The sequence below is a fragment of the Methanothermobacter defluvii genome (assembly GCF_003385755.1).
GTDB classification, from domain to species: Archaea; Methanobacteriota; Methanobacteria; order Methanobacteriales; family Methanothermobacteraceae; genus Methanothermobacter; species Methanothermobacter thermautotrophicus.
On record NZ_QREL01000001.1, the window covers coordinates 898,188 to 914,953 of the forward strand.

General features: G+C 52.0%; 27 protein-coding genes. 2 read left to right on the top strand and 25 right to left on the bottom strand.

Annotated elements, in window-relative coordinates; translation table 11 throughout:
* Window positions 1–146: 146 nt before the first annotated feature.
* The 25 genes from C7452_RS09160 to ehaA form a co-directional block, all read right to left on the bottom strand.
* Entirely contained in the window at window positions 147–344 is a 198-nt protein-coding gene (locus tag C7452_RS09160; RefSeq protein WP_342769719.1) for a HepT-like ribonuclease domain-containing protein, read from the bottom strand.
* A complete protein-coding gene (locus tag C7452_RS09165) occupies window positions 295–564 on the bottom strand; it encodes a DUF86 domain-containing protein (RefSeq protein ID WP_245942839.1) in 270 nt (89 codons plus the stop codon). Before C7452_RS09165 ends, C7452_RS09160 begins: the two co-directional genes overlap by 50 nt.
* Complete coding sequence (gene mntA / locus C7452_RS04710) at window positions 561–968, bottom strand: type VII toxin-antitoxin system MntA family adenylyltransferase antitoxin (RefSeq protein ID WP_245942840.1); 408 nt, start codon at window positions 966–968, stop codon at window positions 561–563. Before mntA ends, C7452_RS09165 begins: the two co-directional genes overlap by 4 nt.
* A 376-nt stretch (window positions 969–1,344) precedes the next feature.
* Window positions 1,345–1,980, bottom strand: a complete 636-nt coding sequence (locus C7452_RS04720; protein WP_115892378.1) for a CBS domain-containing protein — start codon at window positions 1,978–1,980, stop codon at window positions 1,345–1,347.
* Window positions 1,970–2,731 carry a 4Fe-4S binding protein gene (locus C7452_RS04725; RefSeq protein WP_048060810.1) on the bottom strand — a complete coding sequence of 254 codons (762 nt, stop codon included), beginning with the start codon at window positions 2,729–2,731 and terminating at the stop codon, window positions 1,970–1,972. The genes C7452_RS04720 and C7452_RS04725 overlap by 11 nt, the downstream gene beginning before the upstream one ends.
* Before the next feature lie 147 nt (window positions 2,732–2,878).
* The gene (locus C7452_RS04730) at window positions 2,879–3,784 is read right to left on the bottom strand and encodes a carbohydrate kinase family protein (RefSeq protein ID WP_115892379.1); all 906 of its coding nucleotides are present in this window, start codon (window positions 3,782–3,784) and stop codon (window positions 2,879–2,881) included.
* Window positions 3,781–4,674, bottom strand: coding sequence for a formylmethanofuran--tetrahydromethanopterin N-formyltransferase (locus C7452_RS04735; protein WP_115892380.1), 894 nt, complete (start codon window positions 4,672–4,674; stop codon window positions 3,781–3,783). Before C7452_RS04735 ends, C7452_RS04730 begins: the two co-directional genes overlap by 4 nt.
* A gap of 41 nt (window positions 4,675–4,715) precedes the next feature.
* Window positions 4,716–5,735: an energy-converting hydrogenase A, subunit R gene (locus C7452_RS04740; protein WP_245942841.1), complete on the bottom strand. Its 1,020-nt coding sequence runs from the start codon at window positions 5,733–5,735 to the stop codon at window positions 4,716–4,718.
* Window positions 5,725–7,050, bottom strand: coding sequence for a 4Fe-4S binding protein (locus C7452_RS04745; protein WP_115892382.1), 1,326 nt, complete (start codon window positions 7,048–7,050; stop codon window positions 5,725–5,727). The genes C7452_RS04740 and C7452_RS04745 overlap by 11 nt, the downstream gene beginning before the upstream one ends.
* A 33-nt stretch (window positions 7,051–7,083) precedes the next feature.
* Window positions 7,084–8,109: a 4Fe-4S binding protein gene (locus C7452_RS04750; protein WP_115892383.1), complete on the bottom strand. Its 1,026-nt coding sequence runs from the start codon at window positions 8,107–8,109 to the stop codon at window positions 7,084–7,086.
* A gap of 23 nt (window positions 8,110–8,132) precedes the next feature.
* On the bottom strand, window positions 8,133–9,245 hold the full coding sequence (locus tag C7452_RS04755; RefSeq protein ID WP_115892384.1) for a hydrogenase large subunit: 1,113 nt from the start codon (window positions 9,243–9,245) through the stop codon (window positions 8,133–8,135).
* Window positions 9,242–9,688 (bottom strand): NADH-quinone oxidoreductase subunit B family protein, encoded by a 447-nt coding sequence (locus C7452_RS04760; RefSeq protein WP_115892385.1) that lies wholly within the window; start codon window positions 9,686–9,688, stop codon window positions 9,242–9,244. The genes C7452_RS04755 and C7452_RS04760 overlap by 4 nt, the downstream gene beginning before the upstream one ends.
* A gap of 40 nt (window positions 9,689–9,728) precedes the next feature.
* On the bottom strand, window positions 9,729–10,109 hold the full coding sequence (locus C7452_RS04765) for a DUF1959 domain-containing protein (protein WP_115892386.1): 381 nt from the start codon (window positions 10,107–10,109) through the stop codon (window positions 9,729–9,731).
* A gap of 3 nt (window positions 10,110–10,112) precedes the next feature.
* On the bottom strand, window positions 10,113–10,439 hold the full coding sequence (locus C7452_RS04770; RefSeq protein ID WP_115892387.1) for an energy-converting hydrogenase subunit EhaL family protein: 327 nt from the start codon (window positions 10,437–10,439) through the stop codon (window positions 10,113–10,115).
* Between the two features lie 13 nt (window positions 10,440–10,452).
* On the bottom strand, window positions 10,453–10,704 hold the full coding sequence (locus C7452_RS04775) for a hypothetical protein (protein WP_010876033.1): 252 nt from the start codon (window positions 10,702–10,704) through the stop codon (window positions 10,453–10,455).
* A gap of 55 nt (window positions 10,705–10,759) precedes the next feature.
* A complete protein-coding gene (locus C7452_RS04780; protein WP_115892388.1) occupies window positions 10,760–11,623 on the bottom strand; it encodes a respiratory chain complex I subunit 1 family protein in 864 nt (287 codons plus the stop codon).
* Window positions 11,624–11,663: 40 nt separating this feature from the next.
* Window positions 11,664–11,879 carry an SND2/TMEM208 family protein gene (locus tag C7452_RS04785; protein ID WP_048060808.1) on the bottom strand — a complete coding sequence of 72 codons (216 nt, stop codon included), beginning with the start codon at window positions 11,877–11,879 and terminating at the stop codon, window positions 11,664–11,666.
* 9 nt (window positions 11,880–11,888) lie between these two features.
* Window positions 11,889–12,560 (bottom strand): proton-conducting transporter transmembrane domain-containing protein, encoded by a 672-nt coding sequence (locus tag C7452_RS04790; RefSeq protein WP_115892389.1) that lies wholly within the window; start codon window positions 12,558–12,560, stop codon window positions 11,889–11,891.
* On the bottom strand, window positions 12,560–13,222 hold the full coding sequence (locus C7452_RS04795; RefSeq protein ID WP_048060806.1) for an EhaG family protein: 663 nt from the start codon (window positions 13,220–13,222) through the stop codon (window positions 12,560–12,562). Before C7452_RS04795 ends, C7452_RS04790 begins: the two co-directional genes overlap by 1 nt.
* 73 nt (window positions 13,223–13,295) lie before the next feature.
* Entirely contained in the window at window positions 13,296–13,775 is a 480-nt protein-coding gene (locus tag C7452_RS04800; RefSeq protein WP_211305653.1) for an EhaF family protein, read from the bottom strand.
* A complete protein-coding gene (locus tag C7452_RS04805) occupies window positions 13,772–14,032 on the bottom strand; it encodes an EhaE family protein (protein WP_048060805.1) in 261 nt (86 codons plus the stop codon). The genes C7452_RS04800 and C7452_RS04805 overlap by 4 nt, the downstream gene beginning before the upstream one ends.
* A gap of 44 nt (window positions 14,033–14,076) precedes the next feature.
* Entirely contained in the window at window positions 14,077–14,349 is a 273-nt protein-coding gene (locus tag C7452_RS04810) for a DUF2108 domain-containing protein (RefSeq protein WP_170130291.1), read from the bottom strand.
* A 31-nt stretch (window positions 14,350–14,380) separates the two neighbouring features.
* Window positions 14,381–14,632, bottom strand: a complete 252-nt coding sequence (locus C7452_RS04815; protein WP_170130292.1) for a DUF2109 family protein — start codon at window positions 14,630–14,632, stop codon at window positions 14,381–14,383.
* Window positions 14,633–14,644: 12 nt separating this feature from the next.
* A complete protein-coding gene (locus tag C7452_RS04820; protein WP_115892533.1) occupies window positions 14,645–15,148 on the bottom strand; it encodes a hypothetical protein in 504 nt (167 codons plus the stop codon).
* The gene (gene ehaA, locus C7452_RS04825; protein WP_245942842.1) at window positions 15,148–15,441 is read right to left on the bottom strand and encodes an energy-converting NiFe hydrogenase A subunit EhaA; all 294 of its coding nucleotides are present in this window, start codon (window positions 15,439–15,441) and stop codon (window positions 15,148–15,150) included. The genes C7452_RS04820 and ehaA overlap by 1 nt, the downstream gene beginning before the upstream one ends.
* Window positions 15,442–15,712: 271 nt before the next feature.
* On the opposite strand from ehaA, the gene C7452_RS04830 reads away from it, so the two are divergent.
* Window positions 15,713–16,222, top strand: a complete 510-nt coding sequence (locus C7452_RS04830) for a hypothetical protein (RefSeq protein ID WP_115892394.1) — start codon at window positions 15,713–15,715, stop codon at window positions 16,220–16,222.
* Between the two features lie 155 nt (window positions 16,223–16,377).
* Window positions 16,378–16,766, top strand: a 389-nt coding sequence (locus C7452_RS04835; RefSeq protein ID WP_115892395.1) for a hypothetical protein, incomplete at its 3' end; no start/stop codon positions are given.

The window sequence follows — 16,766 nt, forward strand, 5'->3', positions numbered from 1 at the left end:
ATAAAGGGTGCCGGTTTCTGGCAGAAGGTAGAGTGAGAAGGAGATAATAAAAAGGTATGGCATCAGATGGCTAGGCCCCATCATGATATTGAATCATCATTACAGGGGAATACTGTGAGAAAAGGAAAGCAGCCATGGCCCCTGTTTCATGATTTTTTAAGGTATTCTGCGATGAACCTTGCAAAATTGTTTATATCATCCAGGTTGTTTTGCAGGTATCCATAGACCTTTTCAATATCTATTTCTGCGTACATATGAAGCAGTAGGTTCCTGAAACCTGCAGCTGGGGCGAATTTATCCACAAAATCCTCTGGTAAAACTCCTATTTCCCCGAGTATCTCTATTACCTCTCTGTAGGTTTCTGGTTTTTCTGGCCCTTTCCTGTGATATGATCATTTCTCCAATATCAAGGCAGGATTCTATGGAAACCTCCAGGTATCTTTCAACAGCTCCCCTTAAAGTGACGTCATTTTTCAAATCTTCCAGGGTATGGGATTGATAACCCCTCAATATTTTCAGGTATTCCCCTAATCTCTCTAATTTTGATGAGATCTCATTTTTCATATTAATCCCTGCTGGGCTATCCCTTTGATGGCTATTCTCGCATGCCTGTCCATATAATACCTCCTATCCAGATACTCTGACATGATATTTTTCTCAAACTTTATCCTTTTTTCCTCATCATCTTTCAGGAGTATGCCGTCTTTTATGATATTATAATTTAAGGAGAGTGGCGCATCATTCATGATAATCAAATCAACCTTATCTGCTTTAAGCAGGGATACAAGATCATCAAGCAATTTCAGTTGAAACTGTAACATCCCCTGTTCTTCCAGGGGCTCCCGTAGTAGAACTCCAATGTCAAAATCACCCAGTTTCCCCTTATCCCCTCTGGAAGTGGAGCCGAAAAGATAGGCTAAATCCACTTCATCCTTCTCTTCAAAAAATTCCGCAAGTTTCTCTAGCACTTTAATCTCCATTGCCCCTGAAACACAAACTTTTTGATTATCAGACTCTAATACCTGCAGGAGAGTGGTTCCTCAAGAGTATTATGGTGAAAGAGGGTAATAAATCTTACAGGGTCATGGTGGTTAAGAAGGCTTCAAAATCCATTCAACCATTAGATCCGGGATTAAATAGAACTCAGCACCACAAGATGATCCTGAAGACGCGATTAGAGACTCGAGTTCATGGATCAATATGGGTACCAAGAATAAAGAGAGAGGAACTATTCCGCAAGGGCAGGCTAAAAGAATAGTGGAGGCACCTAAACAGACAGACAGAACATGGCCACTGGGTATCATAAGAGAAACATGATCTCCAAAAAGTTATAGGGGTGGGTGATTATTTCCTCGCCCTTGCAATCTTCCTTGCAATGACAAGTTCACCTATGGCTATCAGACCGACAAAGAATTTTTCAAGGCCCCCTGTTGCCCATATGGCCTCACCGAAGGTTGAATTCCGGATCCTCTCCTCATACTCCTTCGGTTTTATCCTCTTACCGGTGCGCCTCCTCGTTATTATGGCAGCTGCCTCCATGAGTTCATCCCAGCTCACACCCTTGAGCTCCCCGTTCATGGCCTCGAATATCTTGGACACCTTGATCTCATAGAGCTGGGAGAGGGTCTCAACGATGTCGAATGACCTCACAACCCCCACAACCCTTCCACTGTCATCCAGGACCGGGATGCTCACCAGTTTGTGATGGGCTGTTTCCAGGACGGCGAGCCTGGCCGGGTCGTTTTCATTTACATGAACTATCCTCTCCGGTGGCTGCATGATGTCAGAGACGAGTTCAAGTCCATCGCGGAGTCCCCGCATCACGTCAAAGCTTGTAACCCATCCAACGAGCTTCCCATCCCCATCAACAACGGGTGTTGTGAACTTACGTGTCTCCTCCATCTTCAGTGAGACATCAACAACCCGATCCTCAGGGGAGACTGCTATAAACTCCTTATCCATAATCTCCTTAACTTTCATCTGCCAACCTCTCCAGTTTCAGTGCTGCCACAGGACACCTTGTGGAACAAACCTCACATAGAATGCATTTATCCTTATCAACCACAACCTCTCCATCCTCAATCCTTATGGCCCCGGTGGGACAGTTCTCCTCACAGACAAGGCACTCGACGCAGGCATCCTGGTCAACCAGGAGCCGACGGGTCTCAATCACAGGGCCCAGTTCCCTCTCAAGTTCCACCGCATCTGAGGGGCAGACGTTGACGCAGGCCCCGCAGCCAATGCAGATGGATTCATCGACCACCGCGATCTCCTTATCTAACTGAATTGCACCTGTGGGGCAGAACCTGGTGCAGGTCCCGCATGCAGTGCATCTATCTGTGACCTCTATGTTCTTCATCCGGAGCAGACGGTGGGGGATCCTGACGTATTCCAGGTTGTAGGTGACGTCCTCGTCACCGATGGTGGCGGTGCTCTCAACAACGTTTATGCACCTCACAGGGCAGGTCTGGGCGCATATCTCACATTTAACACAGTTATCAAGTATCCTTGCAGGTTTTGATGCTGATGATTCTGATATGGCGTCCACAGGGCACTCCTCAAAACAGAGATTGCACCTTACACACTTCGGTGTTATGTCTATGAATTTGTCCAGAACCCTGCAGCTTGCAAGTTCCACATCAACGTCCTCAGGTCTCTCCTCAAGGTCCATCGACTTTAGTGCAACATCCCTCCGGAGGTCCTCCAGTTTCTTCTTAAAGATGATATCCATGATACAACCCCTGCATCCTTTCAAGCTTCAAGAGTTAACACAACCCTTTATTACCTTTTAAACGTATTTACTTAAATTTTTTTCCGGTTCACGGGATCAAGATCAGGCCTCAGCACACCCAGATTCCCGGATCCAGCACATTAAAGATCAACCCTCAGCGTACCTCCTGAGGACATCCAGGGCCCCGGGCCCGGGGAGGGATTCTGTGGCACCGTATCCTCCGATACACCGTGATGCTATGTAGTTTCCAAAGCGGCATGAAACCTCAAGGCCAAAGCCTTCGAGCCAGGCATATATGAAGCCAGCATTGAAGGCGTCACCGGCCCCCGTCGTATCAACACATTCGGTGCTCAGTGCATCCACCATCACAGACTCACCGTCCCATGCCCTGACGCCTCGGGCGCCCATCTTAACCACAACCACCCCGATTCCCAGGAGTGATGCTGCCTCCTCAGGGTCAGCGGACCCTGTCATCAGCTCAAGTTCCCTCTGGTTTGTGAGGAGGATGTCGGTGCGCTCGAGGATATCTGACAGCTCAGATACTCCCCTTGAGGCGTAGATGTGTCCTGGATCCAGGCTGACGGTCACGGATTCATCCAGTGCCTCAATGACGTCCACCTGGACATTTATGCCATCACCTGCGAAGGATGTGAGGTGCAGCAGTTCTGTGTTAAGGGCCTCATCAGCCACCTCATCCACCCTGAGTGTGTCGTTGACACCGGGGTCAACGTAGAGGGCCCTGTTACCGTCAGGGTCAACGAAGCCCATCACACGGCCGCTTCTACCTGTATCCGCTACGACGGTGAAATCCTTGACCCCCTCAGATGAGAGGTTCCTCCTGAGGAGTCCCCCCTCCCTGTCATCGGCGACCTTACCTATGTGGGCCGTCCTGAGACCGAGCCTTGAGAGCCCTATCATGGTGTTGGCTGCTGAGCCCCCACAGGATTCAACGAGCCCCCTCACGAAGGTCTCCTCATCCGGGCCTGCTATCCTCTCAACCATGTGGAGCTGGTCCATGTTGAGGGCTCCAAGGCCCACCGCATCGAACCTCATCCCAGAACACCGTGTAGGTCTATCCTGTGGTCCCCCAGTTTACCGTCATAGTTACCTGCAGATACCCTCAGGACCCCATCGTACCTGCAGACAGCCTCTATCCCGGCCCTCATGGCCTCCTCAAGGGCCTCCATTGTAAGGCCGTTTATGACTATCTCTGGTATGTACCCGACGCCCTCCGGGACCCTGGACTCGTCACCGAGCACCTCCTTCAGGCTCGGGCAGTAGGGGTGGTTCGTGGTGGGGCCTATCCAGGGGTAATTTGTCTCTGGCTTTGATGCTGCGGAGCAGATATCGAAGGGCGTCACAACACCCTCAACCTCATCTATGGCTCTTATGGCGGCCCTGCCTGCCTCCAGTACTGTGTCGGGATCCCTGCACATGTACCAGAAGTTGGCCCCCATGATGGCCTCCCTGTAGCCCATCCTTGATTCTATTTTGAAGTCAGGGACGGCTACCGGTACGTTGATCATTTCACGGCCATTGAACTCCTCCACCCACTCATAGCCATCACCGCAGTGTCCCACATGCTTCATCATATCCAGGTATCCATCCGGGTCGGGGGTGGAGCTGTAGAGTGCTGTGAAGGGCTTCACCAGTATGTCCTGCCTTATACGGTAGGATAATTCGACCTGGAATTTCTCCATGTCATCCAGGGCATAGTAGAACTGGACCACGGCCCCGGGTCTGCCGTCGGGGGTGTCCTCGCCTCCCAGGAAGGATTCAACACCACCCTCAACCCTCCCTATGACTGCACCGGGGGTTGCGGTTGCATCAAGGGCCGCCCTCCTGACGGTCTCCATGTCACGGGCCGTTATGGTGGCCCTCACACATCTCCCTGTGAAGGCCTCAGAGAATGTATCCTCGATCAGTGTTCCGTTAATCTCCATTGAGCATCACAACCATGCTTAATGTAAGCACATCCAGGGCTTCAGCCGAGGGATCCGACGTCCTCTCCCCGGATGTTCTTTCTGACCTCCATGCTTGCGTCCAGGAGGTCCTCTGCCTCCTCAATAACCGTTATGATCGGGTAGTCCCCTCTGAACACTCTCCTGAACTCATCCACCACCCTGAAGTCTATCCTGAATGATTCAAGGGCCCTTTCAGGGTTTTCAGAGTAGGCCCTGATGAATTCCAGGATGTAGTCCCTCCCGAACCTTGAGTGAAGGTCTATGAGGGGGGTGAGGGCCCTTGAGTCGGTGGAGATGACCGCCACCTCTGCCTCCCTGAGGGCGTAGCGGTTACCGTTGAAGGACACCGCAAGGCCCCTCCCATTGAGTTCCCTGAGTGGTTCAACATCGGTTATGCTGTCACCCACGTACATGGCGGATTCCGGGGGCAGTTCAAGTTCAGAGAGGATCTCCATGAGGGCAACCCTCTTACCGTCCCCGCCAACGGTCTTCACCCCGTCGAGTATCTTCCCGGCCTCCATGCCAGGTATGAGGTGGAAGAATATCTCATCCAGGTCCTCAAAGTCCCCCTCGATGACATCCTCGCGTAGCCTCACCAGCGCCTCCCTCTCCTCATTTGGGATCTCCACGTCAAGGCTGAGGGTGGTGTGCCTGGTGTTCTCCAGGGGAAAGTCAAGGTGCCTGCAGAGGGCCTCGATGTAGTGTCTGTAGCTTGTGCTTACGATATAGGATGGCATGAGCCTCCCTGCAAGTTTCAGGGTTTCATCAGCCCCGGGAACGAGTCTCAGGGTCCTCTCTGAGAACTCCCTCAGCTTCTCATCGGTGACTCCGTGGGCTATTAGGAACGGGACTATCAGTTTGAGGGTGTCCCCTGCATTGTAGCCCGGCCTCCGGATCTCGTCGGCCAGTATGTCATCAAATTCGCTCACCTTCCTGAAGAACCTGTCACCGTCGGGTATGAAGTGGGCTGCAGCTTCAAAGGCGTTATCGTTGAGTGAGATGGGACCCTCGCAGTCTGTTACGAAAACCCTATTCAACATTATCATCCTCCAGGTTCAGCCTGACCGCTGTTACAGGGCATATGTCCTGGCATTCACCGCAGAGTATGCATCTATCAGCGTCGACCTCAACCTCAGCATTGAGGGTCATGGCATCAACGGGACAGTGGTTAACGCATACACCGCACCTCTGGCAGACCATGTGGTCGACCTCAACCGAACCCCTCCTCGGACCTGTCAGGACCCTCCTCTCAAGGTATATCCTGCCATCCCTCGCCCTGAATCCCTCCTCTGTGATCTCGATGGCATCGACCGGGCATACGCCCCCGCATCTTCCGCAGAAAACACAGCCATCAAGTATCTTCACGGGGGCCGGGACCTCCGGTTCTATGACACCCACCGGGCACTCATCCACACAGAGCCCGCACCCTATACACCTGTCCTCGAGTACCCTTATTCTCCTCGCGGGTTTGGTGAAGTCTATTATGTGGTTGAGTTCATGTATCTGGAGGTTGGAGTCCACGAGTTCCTCTATGCCATCCCTTATTTCATCGGTGACATCCACACTGTATTCGGGGCTGTCAGCTGAGAACCTTCTCTTCACGGCCCTCAGAACAGAGTCCATCCTTCCAAGGTTTTTCACGAGTTTCTCTGATTCCCTCTCAAGTATCTCCCCTGCTATCTCCAGGTTGTTGAGTTTTGAGAAGTTCTCGTAGGCCCTCTTCCTTGAGGAGTACTTGATGGCTGCTGAGGGGCATACGTCCATGCATTCCTCGCACCTTGCACAGTAGGAGGGGTCTATGTAGGGTAACCTGTTGATCTTACCAACCTTTATGGCCCCCCTTGAGGGGCAGACCCTGGTGCAGGTCATGCAGCCTATGCAGTCCCTCTGGTTAATCACCACGGCCTTACCCCCCACCACTGACCTGGGGAGGATCTCACCGTACTTTATGGCCTCTGTAGGGCATGCCCTTGCACAGTAACCGCAACGGACACATTTATCCTCGTCTATCTCACTGTGGACCCCTGTTTCACCCGATGACACCAGGTGTATGGCCCCTGTCCTGCAGGCTGAGACACAGGCACCGCAGCCCCTGCAGATCCTGGGGTTTATCACGGGCACGTTCTCCCTGACAGGCTCTGCCATGGTTGTCCTCATCTTTATGGCATCGTAGGGGCAGGCCTCCCTGCAGAGGACGCACCCAAAGCATTTGTCGTCTATCTCAACCTCGCCGGTGTCAGGGTCCAGGTGTATCGCGTCCACCGGGCATGAGCTGAGGCACGGCTTATCAGGGCATTCCCTGCACTTCTCACTGTCAATATCATAGTCAACGTCAACTTCCCTCAGGGGCTTCACGGGTTTTGCTGCAGCTGGAATTTTATCATCTCCTCATCGCTTTACAGGAAGAGCCGCCGGTTTTATGGTTATCCTTATCATCTCTTCTCCATTGGATTCATCTATGAGGAACCTTGCAACGTAGTACCCTGCAACACCGAAGGGGCATGTCTGGTAGCATGTGCTGCACCTGAGACACTTATCAGGGTCCCTCACGATTCCTTCATCCTCTGAGTAGGTTATGGCTCCTGATGGGCATTCATCCACACATAAACGGCACTGCACACATTTTTCGGGGCTCCATGTTATGATGCGCATCTTGAGGCGGTCTGTTATCTTCTCGAGGAGGTCCCTGACTATCTCCTCATCCGGGAGGACCTCAAGGGCCCTCTCGAGGAGGGGTTTCAGGGGGTAATTCATCCTGTAGACACCTTCGGCTTCGAGTTTCTTTATATCCTCGCTCTTCTCCTCTATGGCTGACTCCAGTTCATTGACCGCCAGGTTTATGACCATCTTCTGTTCCTCGACGTAGGCGACGTGTATCACCTTGAGGGCGCCCTTGACAGGACACTTCTCAAGGCATTCACCGCAGGCTATGCACCTGCCCTGGTCAACCTCGACCCTGCCATCCTTCTCGGTTATTGCATTCACCGGGCAGGCCTTCATGCACTTCTTGCAGCGTATGCATAGGTAGTCATCTATGACATAGAGCTTCTCTGAGGGTACTATGGTGAACTCTTCCCTTATGAGGTGGTTCTCTCCGCATTCAATTGTCTTGGGGTCGGTGGGGCAGACCTCGGCGCAGAAGCCGCACCTGATGCACGCACCCCTGACTATGACAGGGTAAGTCTGACCCTCCTCCTCAGCCGTGTCGGTGTCACGGACCAGTTTTATTGCGCCAGGGGCAGGGCAGGCCGTTGTGCAGGCCCCACAGCCTATGCAGTACTCCCTCTTAACTGTGGGGAAATCCCTGAATCTCTCTGGTTTTTCAAGGATCTCGTGTTCTGTGTGTGCATTGGCGAATTTCTCTGCCCAGGACTTACGGGCAAACTCGTAAAGGTACCATATTACAGAGGACATAGGACATCAACATCACGCATTTATTAGAGGAGTATCTCCCTCTCCCCCCTCTCTTCATCAACAACCATGACCCTCTCTGCGCATGCTATGCATGGATCAGCGCTTGCATATGTTGCAACGGCGTCTGCAACGGTTGCCACGTCCCTCAGCATGTACTTTGCGCAGGCGTCAATGTTCATTATGCTCGGGGTCCTTATGGATATGTTCTTTATGAGGTTGCCGTTGGTCTCAATCATGTAGGCCACCTCTCCCCGGGGGGCCTCGTTTCTCCACTCACCGTAACCCGCCTTCACGTCAACCTTCGTCCTGACGGGTCCCCGCGGCATGTTATCTATGACCTGCTTTATGAGGTCAATTGAGACCCTGATCTCATCGAAACGGTTCATGACCCTTGCAAAGTTGTCGCCATCGTCCCTCCAGATGGTCCTGAAGTCCAGGTGGTCCCTGTAGGTGGGGTGGTCCTCCCTGAAGTCATACCTTATACCCGAGGCCCTCCCTATAGGTCCAACGGCCCTGGCCTTCTCTGCCTCCTCCTGGCTCATGTAACCGACCTCCCTTGACCTGAGGCCTATGAGTGGGCCGTGCTCGAACATCTCAACGTAGCGGTCGAACTCTCTTTCAAGGTCAACTATGATCTCCCTTATCCTTGACAGGTGGCTCTCTGAGGCGTCCATCCTCACGCCACCCACCACGTTCCAGCCCATGTTGACCCGGTTACCTGTCAGGAGCTCGATGGCGTCCATTACAGGCTCCCTGAGGGCCAGCATGTACATGAACATGGTCTCATGGTCCAGGGCCTTGAAGTAGGTTGAATTTGCGATGAGGTGACTCTGTATCCTGTCAAGCTCGTTTGTTAATGCACGGAGGAACTGTGCCCTTGGGGGTGCCTCGACCTCTGATATGGCCTCAAAGGCCTCTGCAAAGGTCTGTGTGTGTATGTATGAACATATCCCGCAGACGCGTTCAGAGAGGTAGATGGCCTTCTGCCAGGTCTTGTTCCTCATAACCCTCTCTATTCCCCTGTGAACGTATCCGTATTCTATTTCGGCTTTGAGAACCTTTTCACCCCTGGTCTTCACCTTGAGCCTTATGGGCTCCTTGTATCCAGGGTGCATGGGTCCAAGTGGCAGTATCATCTCTTCTTCCCCCTCTCTGCTATGGCCCCGGGCGCCACCGAAAGTATTGCTTCAAGTATCTCTGATGGCCTGGGCGGGCAGCCGGGCACCTCTGCATCCACCGGTATGAAGTCGGAGACCGGTGCATAGACGCTTCCACCCTCCTGGTTGAATACGTCACCGGATATTGGACAGTTACCCAGGACCACCACTATCTTTGGCTCCGGTGCCTTGCGGTAGATCCTCTGGAGTTTCTCCCTCCACTGCTCTGTAACTGCACCGGTTACGAGTATGACATCGGCCTCCCTGGGGTTCTGGTGGACGTATATACCGTACTGTTCAAGGTCATATCTTGGTGAGAGGAGTGCGAGGACCTCTATATCACAGCCGTTGCACCCCCCTGTATTTACAAGGCATACATGGATTGATGTTTTCCTCAGAATACTTTTAAGGGCATCCAACATTTCTTTACCTCAGCATTTGCTCTTTATTGATTGAAGTTCATCATGATCTCAGTATCTCATGGAGCCTCCTCCTGCCCTCACTGAGGGCCTCGGAGTACTCCCTCCCTGCCAGGACCAGCTCTGTGATCTCATCCTTGAGGGCCTCGGCATCATCCACACTTATGATCTCCATGACATCAACTAGCCAGCAGAGCTGGAGGTCACTGTGGAGCTTCTCCCTGATACACCTCGGCCTTGCCGACTCGAACCTGGGGTGGAGGGCCTCCAGGCTCGACATGTCTAATTTGTCCATGAGTATGTCCTGGAATTCCTCAACGTCAATTTCAAGTTCCCTGGATAGTGGCTTTACAACATCCTCCTGCCAGCGGTAACTCTCAATTATCCTCCTCTTCATCAGCCTCATTAGTTCTCCTTCATCCATTGATTACCACCCCAGAGTCCCTGAAATCAGCCAGATCAGGAGGGCCAGGATAGCCCCTGTGAGGGTCTCGTATCTACCGTAGCCCGGCCTCATCCCTGCAACCAGGGCCACCATGAAGAGCCCGGCCGTCCTCATGAGATCAGTGAGGGGCAGATGCCCTGCATTCACAAGGACAGTCCACCCTGCCACTGCAACCACAAGGGCCAGTGGATCGATCTTTTCATCCACGAAGGGCTCCCTGTACTTCCTGTAACTGAGCAGCAGGCCTATCACCGAGCCCGCGATAAAGGAAACCGTGTATACCAGGTATATTTCATACAAGATTATCACCAGTGAACTCCAGTTATAATGGTCTGTAAAGTATTATGAATGATACTATAAACATGGCAAGCACCGCAAAGAATGCTGCCCTCTCGAGGTCCTCTGAGAACCTGGAGAACCCTTCACGGCCCGCCAGGAGCAGAAGAACCGTGAACAGCACTCCAAGGATTGTTATAAGAGCCACAGACATTCTCTGCATGATGGCTGCAAGGAGACTCACAGCTATAACGCCCCCTGCAACCAGTGCGGTGAGTAAGGTAAGATCCCTTTCCATTAAATCCCCTCTTTTCTGATTAAATCCCTTCCATTTTCATTCCACATCATGTCTTCTACATTACAAGCATGAGGACGATTGAACCCGCTATACCCACGAAGGCCAGGATGACCTGTATGGCCACCGAGTGGTTCGGGTTCAGCATGGGTGTTGTCGCATTTATGAAGGCCGTTATGGTTGTGATTATCACCATCCCGAGTATGTAGAGCGGCAGGCTCAGACCGCCGATGAAGACCGTGAGGAATATCCAGAGCAGCATGTACCATGCTATGGACTCCGAGATCATCAGGTAACCCCTGAGGACCCCGAAGTGCTCTGTCTCATATCCTGATATTATGTCCTTCCCCTTGGTGATGGAGAACGGTGAGTAGGGTGCCTTTGAGAGGATGAGGACAAAGAACATCATGGCTGCCAGGGGCAGCTTCAGCAGCAGGGGCCCGTGGATGCTCTGGTACCCTATGATATCTGATATTATCATTGTCCTGGTCTGGAGGTATATGATTGCAAGGACAGCGAAGAGCGGCATTTCGGCTGCAGCTGAGAACACTGCACGGACGCAGCTGAGCTTACCGTAGGGTGACCCTGATGAAGACCCTGCATTGTGTTCAACTATCTTGTGGAGGGCGTAGATCCCGAAGAACAATAGGAGGGAACCCTCAAGCACCGGCCCGATTATAACCGCGCTTATCCATATACCGCAGAGTGTCGCTGCTATTGCAATGTAGAATGGCATGGCAGCGGTCCTCGGGAAGGACGACTCCTTTATGTAGAACTTCAAGGTGTGGAGGAGGTGCTGTATAACAGGGGGCCCCGGCCTTCTCTGTATCCTTGCCATGACCTTCCTCTGGAAGCCCAGAAGGAGGCTTCCTATGAGAAATGCTATAAGAACATTCACTATGATGTTTCCCATCAGATTCATCTCATCACCATTAACACCGGAATGATTCCATTATCATGATTCAGTATCCTATGAATGGTTCATCAACCCTGTCCTCTGCCTCATCCTCCTCTGGCCTGGCCATGGAGAGTATACCAATGGAGAGTATGAAGACAGGTATCAGGAATATGGCCACACCGTATACAACCCATGATGGGGGGTTGAATATCAGGGCGTAGATTATCCCTGCAGCTGAAAGTATGAGTGCAGTTAAACTTCCTGTTCTGAGCCTGTTCATTGATCTCACCTACAGTGAAACTATCAGCAAAACCTCTATGGCCCTCACGATCACCAGGAGGGAGCTGAGGTGTATTATAAGTATGAAGGGTGAACCCGGTGTGCGGAACATCTCGGCCTTGGTTGCATAGAAGGGTGCGACACCGGTCTCACCAACAACACCCATGAGGAGCAGGAGGGCGGCGAAGACGATCATTGGGTTACCGGCCATCCCTGATAGTTCAAGGAGGCTCAGGGTACCTGATGATCCCAGCACCATGGCTGCGCCCCCGAACAGTGGGAGTGAGGCCATCATGGCTATCAGTCCATACTGGAAGGCCGCGTCAAGGACCTCAACCTGTCTCACCGCCGAAACTATACCTATGTTCACGATACCTATGAGTGCCACGAAGAGGGTGAAGTTGAAGAGGTCACCTGTCACCATTGCACCGGCGGTTGCAAGTCCGCAGACAATGGCCAGGAACCGCCTGATCCTGAACTCGGCGGTGTCGACCTCCACGCGCCTGTTGCCCAGTGTCCCGAACTCGGTTTCAACCTGGGTCTCGGTCCTGCTTATGGCTATGAGGAAGGTGAATATGAGCACGGCTGCAAACATGAAGAGGTTGAAGGGTGTCAGGTAGAGTACGATATCACCGAAGGGTATCTGGCCGAGGAGTTCACCTCCCAGGGACACTATATCCATCACTCATCACCCCCTGCTTCCCTGATCTCCTCCCTTGCAAGGACCCCGATGAGGCCCATCTTGCTGGCGACCTTTATGAGTATGCCGCATCCTGACATGAAGAGGGCCGGCAGCCAGAGCTGTGGGGCGGTGAAGAATATCAGGAAACCTGCAAGCCAGAGGCACCATGTTACACCGGATATACCTGCAATCCCATCCCACTCCACTGTGGGAAGGCCCCTGGCCCTCCTGGTAGCTACGTAGAAGAGTATCCCTGCCCCAGCAACAGCACCCCCGGTGAACCCTGTGAGGAAAACACCGTAGGCGATCAGTATCAGGGCAAGGAAGTTGGGGGCTGTCCTGAACACCTCAAGTTCCATGGGTCTGTGTTCAACCACCGGCACCTCCCCCAGTATCCTCATCTCCCTTGATATGAGTATCTCTGATATGGCCATTATCTCAGCCAGTTCGACCACAAGACCCGGGAGTATGAGGGCCTCTGCGAGGTCGGTTCCAACGGCTGCAACGATTACGAGCATTGCTATTCCAACTATGTCCGTGATTATCAGCGCGCTCAAGTCATTCTTCTGGAATGATATCCCGAGTAGCGCTATGAATCCTGCTATGAGGCCCGTGTAAATGGCGGGCTGGAACAGTGAAAGGGTGAATTCCGGGACCATCATAAATGTGCCTCCACACTTCTCTGGAACAGTGAAAGGGTGATCATCACAAACCTCTCCAGACATCTCCCTGACATCATGACCTGCGCCTCCTCATAGTGAAGTTAAGGGCGACCCATGAGGCTATGGTGAAGGCCATCATCAGTATGCTTGACTCCAGGACCGTGTCAAGGCCCCTGGTGTAGTAGAGTATCTCATCTATGAGCCCACCAGGGGAGGAGTATATGGATGTGCCGAAGTACACCGTCAGGCCCTTAACAGCTATTGCAATGGGTGAGAGGTAGGCTGTTATCTTACCCAGGTTAACCTCAAACTGGGGGTACTGTGACTTCACATTGCCTGGCTTCTCCAGGGGTACTCCCCCACGGTCATAGGGTGCCAGGGGGTCCTTGCTGTTTATCTGTTCCTGGGGCAGTGGCCTCGGGTAGAGCTGATCAGGGTTCAGCGTGATGGGTACAAGGAATCCCACAAGGAGTATCAGGCCCAGGGAGAAGGCAAAGAGTCTGGGTATCCTCTTAGGGTTTGCAAGTTCATTCAGGATTCTTCCAAGACTCATAATTCCACCCCCATCTCCTCAAGCCTTATAACCGCCCTGAGGAGTACCAGTGTCATTATGGTTGTTGCCGCGATGAAGGTCAGGAGGGCGAGGGTGTGGTTGTAGGTGAGGAATATGAGTGAAACACCAACCGCAGGTATCTCGGTGTTGAGGATCCTCACAATGGGGTCCCTGACACCCGGACCTGCCACGGTTGCGATTGAACCTATCACCACAAGGGCTGCCCCTGCATAGAACCAGATCTGGGTCTCAAGCAAGTTCCTCACCCCTGTAAATCATCCTGAATGAGAACCTGGAAGCCTCAGGCAAGTTCCTCACCCCTCGAAGTCCTTATATCATTTATCCTCATAACGGCCATCAGCAGTATTATGGTTGATATGGGGTCAAAGAGGGCTGCTGCCATGGCAACATCAAGGTACCTTGCAGCTGCAAGGACCATCACAAAGCCCCCCTGGAGGAGCGAAAACATTATTATCTTATCAAGGGGCCTTGAGAGGAGTATGATGCCTGCAGCTCCCGTGAATATGACAAAGACACCAACGTTTGTAATGTTAAGGAGGTCCAGCGGATTCATAAACATTCACCAGTAATCATCTATTATATTCCTAATCCTCGATAACCATTTCCTCTCCAACACGGTCAAGGGTGTGGGCGATTGCATTGGATGTTATGGTTGATGCCACAAAGTATACCGCTGCAAGGACAGCGCCAAAGGCGGTTCCAACGTAGAGGGCTATCATTGCAGATATTCCGAAGGACATGGCATTGAGGTAGAGGAGCCTCTCAGCCCTGTCCTGGGCCAGGAGGGTCCTCACGGCCATGAGCACCACTATTATCCCTGTTATCTGGATCAACATGATTAACACCTTCTATTTCAGGTCAGTGTACCTGTTCATCCTCCTGGCTATGGCCCCAAGGAGCCTTGATGATCGGGAGTGGCTCACACCCTGTATGGTGGTTATTGCAATGACCATCCCGGCGACGAAGAGCCCGGGGCTCATCCCGGCGAGGGATGCCAGCGCTATTATGACTGTTATGGAGAGGGCTCCGAGTGTCCCGGCATACCCCGGGTCGGCGCAGAGGCGGTTCCCTATGAACACCAGGAGGGCTGCCACGAGGCCTCCCTCAGGCACGCCCATGAGGTAGCATCCGATGGCGCCGAGGAGGGTGCCTGCTGATGCGTCCGGTGAGCATACAATGTTTCCCTGGAAGAAGCCACCCGCAAGGTCGCCTCCCCTCTTCTCTATGTCCCTTCCAATGTAGTCGGCCCCCCTCACACCTGGCTTCTCAGGGAGACCCATCCATGTGTCTATCACAACGAAGTTCAGCCAGGATATGGCTGCTGCGGCTGCAACTCCAACCAGTTCATTCATCATGAGTCCTCCGGTCTGGGGAATATATCCTCAAGGAAGTATGCAGTCATTATTGCTGATAGGACCCCTGCCACGGCTCCGAGGTCGGCCCCATAGATACCTGTGACACCCAGTTTTATGGATATTGCTGTGAGTCCCAGTGCAATTACCGGTGTCGGGAAGATGGCCGATGGTGTCCAGGAGTGCCTGGCCGGCCTTTCAGGTGTCAGGGGAAGCCCCAGTATCGCTGAAATGATTATCGATGAAATAATGGCTGCTAGGTAACCTGAAAGATATGTAACATGAATAATCATGATAAAAGAATGATAATCCAACATATATAAATCTTTTTAAAAAGGTGAGTTAGACCTAAAAAAGACCTCTTAATAAAATTATGGCCTTTTTTACTAATATCTGGAGGTTTCTCTACAGAAACTTTTTTTTACTGATATCTGAAGGTCCCTCTACAGAAGATTTAGTAATAAATTTTAAGGATTTTCATAGTCGTTTTTGTGATAATATTCACAGAAACCGGTAAGTGGATGTGACTCCATAGGAACCTCCAGGACATGATGGGGTGGGAATATGCTTAAAACTGCTGGAATGGTCACTGCAGTCATCCTCCTTCTGCTTTTAAAACCTGCAGCAGGAGCCACCGCGGTGCAGGAGGTTACCGTTACGGTGCCCGAGAGTGTTGAAATAATGGTCCTCTGGCAGGGAAGGGAAACCGGAAACTCCTTCACACTCACAGCCACAGTGGAACCCGGAAAAGAATACTACTGGCCAGGAGGACCCCAGGGACTCCAGATAAAGGACCTATCCAACGTACCCATCGACCTCTACATAAGGGCAGAAGGAGACCTCCAGGGCCCAGAAACCATACCCATACAGAACCTCAAATACGCCAACTACGGCATCGGACTCCCCGAAACACCACTAACAACAACCTACACACCGGTAAGAAAGAACTGGATGGTTAAATTAGAGGATGAATCCCTGATACCGGTTGATCTCCACCTCACGGTACCCCCAGCAACCGCTGCCGGTGTCTACTCAGTTAACATATACCACATAGCGGTCCCCCATGGAGAATAGCCAGGGATACACCAGAATCATGATTTAACAGCAGCCACTCCCTTCAAAAAAACTATTTTTTCATGAGCCACGTGGTTCATCCGGACATAGGTAATAATTTTATAGGAAATGATTTAATAAATAATAAGTAACTGCAACAAGTTACAGGTTATATCATGTACAGCCACGAATGGATGGGTGTGCTCTTCATCCTGCTCCTTCTTCCGGTGCCATTTGCAACCATGAATACGGTGCAGGAGGTTACCGTTACGGTGCCCGAGAGTGTTGAAATAATGGTCCTCTGGCAGGGAAGGGAAACCGGAAACTCCTTCACACTCACAGCCACAGTGGAACCCGGAAAAGAATACTACTGGCCAGGAGGACCCCAGGGACTCCAGATAAAGGACCTATCCAACGTACCCATCGACCTCTACATAAGGGCAGAAGGAGACCTCCAGGGCCCAGAAACCATACCCATACAGAACCTCAAATACGCCAACTACGGCATCGGACTCCCCGAAACACCACTAACAACAACCTACACACCGGTAAGAAAGAACTGGGC

Excerpts from the sequence above, each read along its gene's own strand:
- C7452_RS04750 (WP_115892383.1), bottom strand. The coding sequence starts at position 8,109 with ATGTCCTCTGTAATATGGTACCTTTACGAGTTTGCCCGTAAGTCCTGG.
- C7452_RS04830 (WP_115892394.1), top strand. The coding sequence starts at position 15,713 with ATGCTTAAAACTGCTGGAATGGTCACTGCAGTCATCCTCCTTCTGCTT.
- C7452_RS04775 (WP_010876033.1), bottom strand. The coding sequence starts at position 10,704 with ATGGAAAGGGATCTTACCTTACTCACCGCACTGGTTGCAGGGGGCGTT.
- C7452_RS04765 (WP_115892386.1), bottom strand. The coding sequence starts at position 10,109 with ATGGATGAAGGAGAACTAATGAGGCTGATGAAGAGGAGGATAATTGAG.
- C7452_RS04780 (WP_115892388.1), bottom strand. The coding sequence starts at position 11,623 with ATGAATCTGATGGGAAACATCATAGTGAATGTTCTTATAGCATTTCTC.
- C7452_RS04790 (WP_115892389.1), bottom strand. The coding sequence starts at position 12,560 with ATGGATATAGTGTCCCTGGGAGGTGAACTCCTCGGCCAGATACCCTTC.
- C7452_RS04785 (WP_048060808.1), bottom strand. The coding sequence starts at position 11,879 with ATGAACAGGCTCAGAACAGGAAGTTTAACTGCACTCATACTTTCAGCT.
- C7452_RS04760 (WP_115892385.1), bottom strand. The coding sequence starts at position 9,688 with ATGTTGGATGCCCTTAAAAGTATTCTGAGGAAAACATCAATCCATGTA.
- C7452_RS04795 (WP_048060806.1), bottom strand. The coding sequence starts at position 13,222 with ATGATGGTCCCGGAATTCACCCTTTCACTGTTCCAGCCCGCCATTTAC.
- C7452_RS04755 (WP_115892384.1), bottom strand. The coding sequence starts at position 9,245 with ATGATACTGCCACTTGGACCCATGCACCCTGGATACAAGGAGCCCATA.
- C7452_RS04740 (WP_245942841.1), bottom strand. The coding sequence starts at position 5,735 with ATGTTGAATAGGGTTTTCGTAACAGACTGCGAGGGTCCCATCTCACTC.
- C7452_RS04810 (WP_170130291.1), bottom strand. The coding sequence starts at position 14,349 with ATGAATCCGCTGGACCTCCTTAACATTACAAACGTTGGTGTCTTTGTC.
- ehaA (WP_245942842.1), bottom strand. The coding sequence starts at position 15,441 with ATGATTATTCATGTTACATATCTTTCAGGTTACCTAGCAGCCATTATT.
- C7452_RS04815 (WP_170130292.1), bottom strand. The coding sequence starts at position 14,632 with ATGTTGATCCAGATAACAGGGATAATAGTGGTGCTCATGGCCGTGAGG.
- C7452_RS04730 (WP_115892379.1), bottom strand. The coding sequence starts at position 3,784 with ATGAGGTTCGATGCGGTGGGCCTTGGAGCCCTCAACATGGACCAGCTC.
- C7452_RS04735 (WP_115892380.1), bottom strand. The coding sequence starts at position 4,674 with ATGGAGATTAACGGAACACTGATCGAGGATACATTCTCTGAGGCCTTC.
- C7452_RS04725 (WP_048060810.1), bottom strand. The coding sequence starts at position 2,731 with ATGGATATCATCTTTAAGAAGAAACTGGAGGACCTCCGGAGGGATGTT.
- C7452_RS04720 (WP_115892378.1), bottom strand. The coding sequence starts at position 1,980 with ATGAAAGTTAAGGAGATTATGGATAAGGAGTTTATAGCAGTCTCCCCT.
- C7452_RS04820 (WP_115892533.1), bottom strand. The coding sequence starts at position 15,148 with ATGAATGAACTGGTTGGAGTTGCAGCCGCAGCAGCCATATCCTGGCTG.
- C7452_RS04800 (WP_211305653.1), bottom strand. The coding sequence starts at position 13,775 with ATGAGTCTTGGAAGAATCCTGAATGAACTTGCAAACCCTAAGAGGATA.
- C7452_RS09165 (WP_245942839.1), bottom strand. The coding sequence starts at position 564 with ATGAAAAATGAGATCTCATCAAAATTAGAGAGATTAGGGGAATACCTG.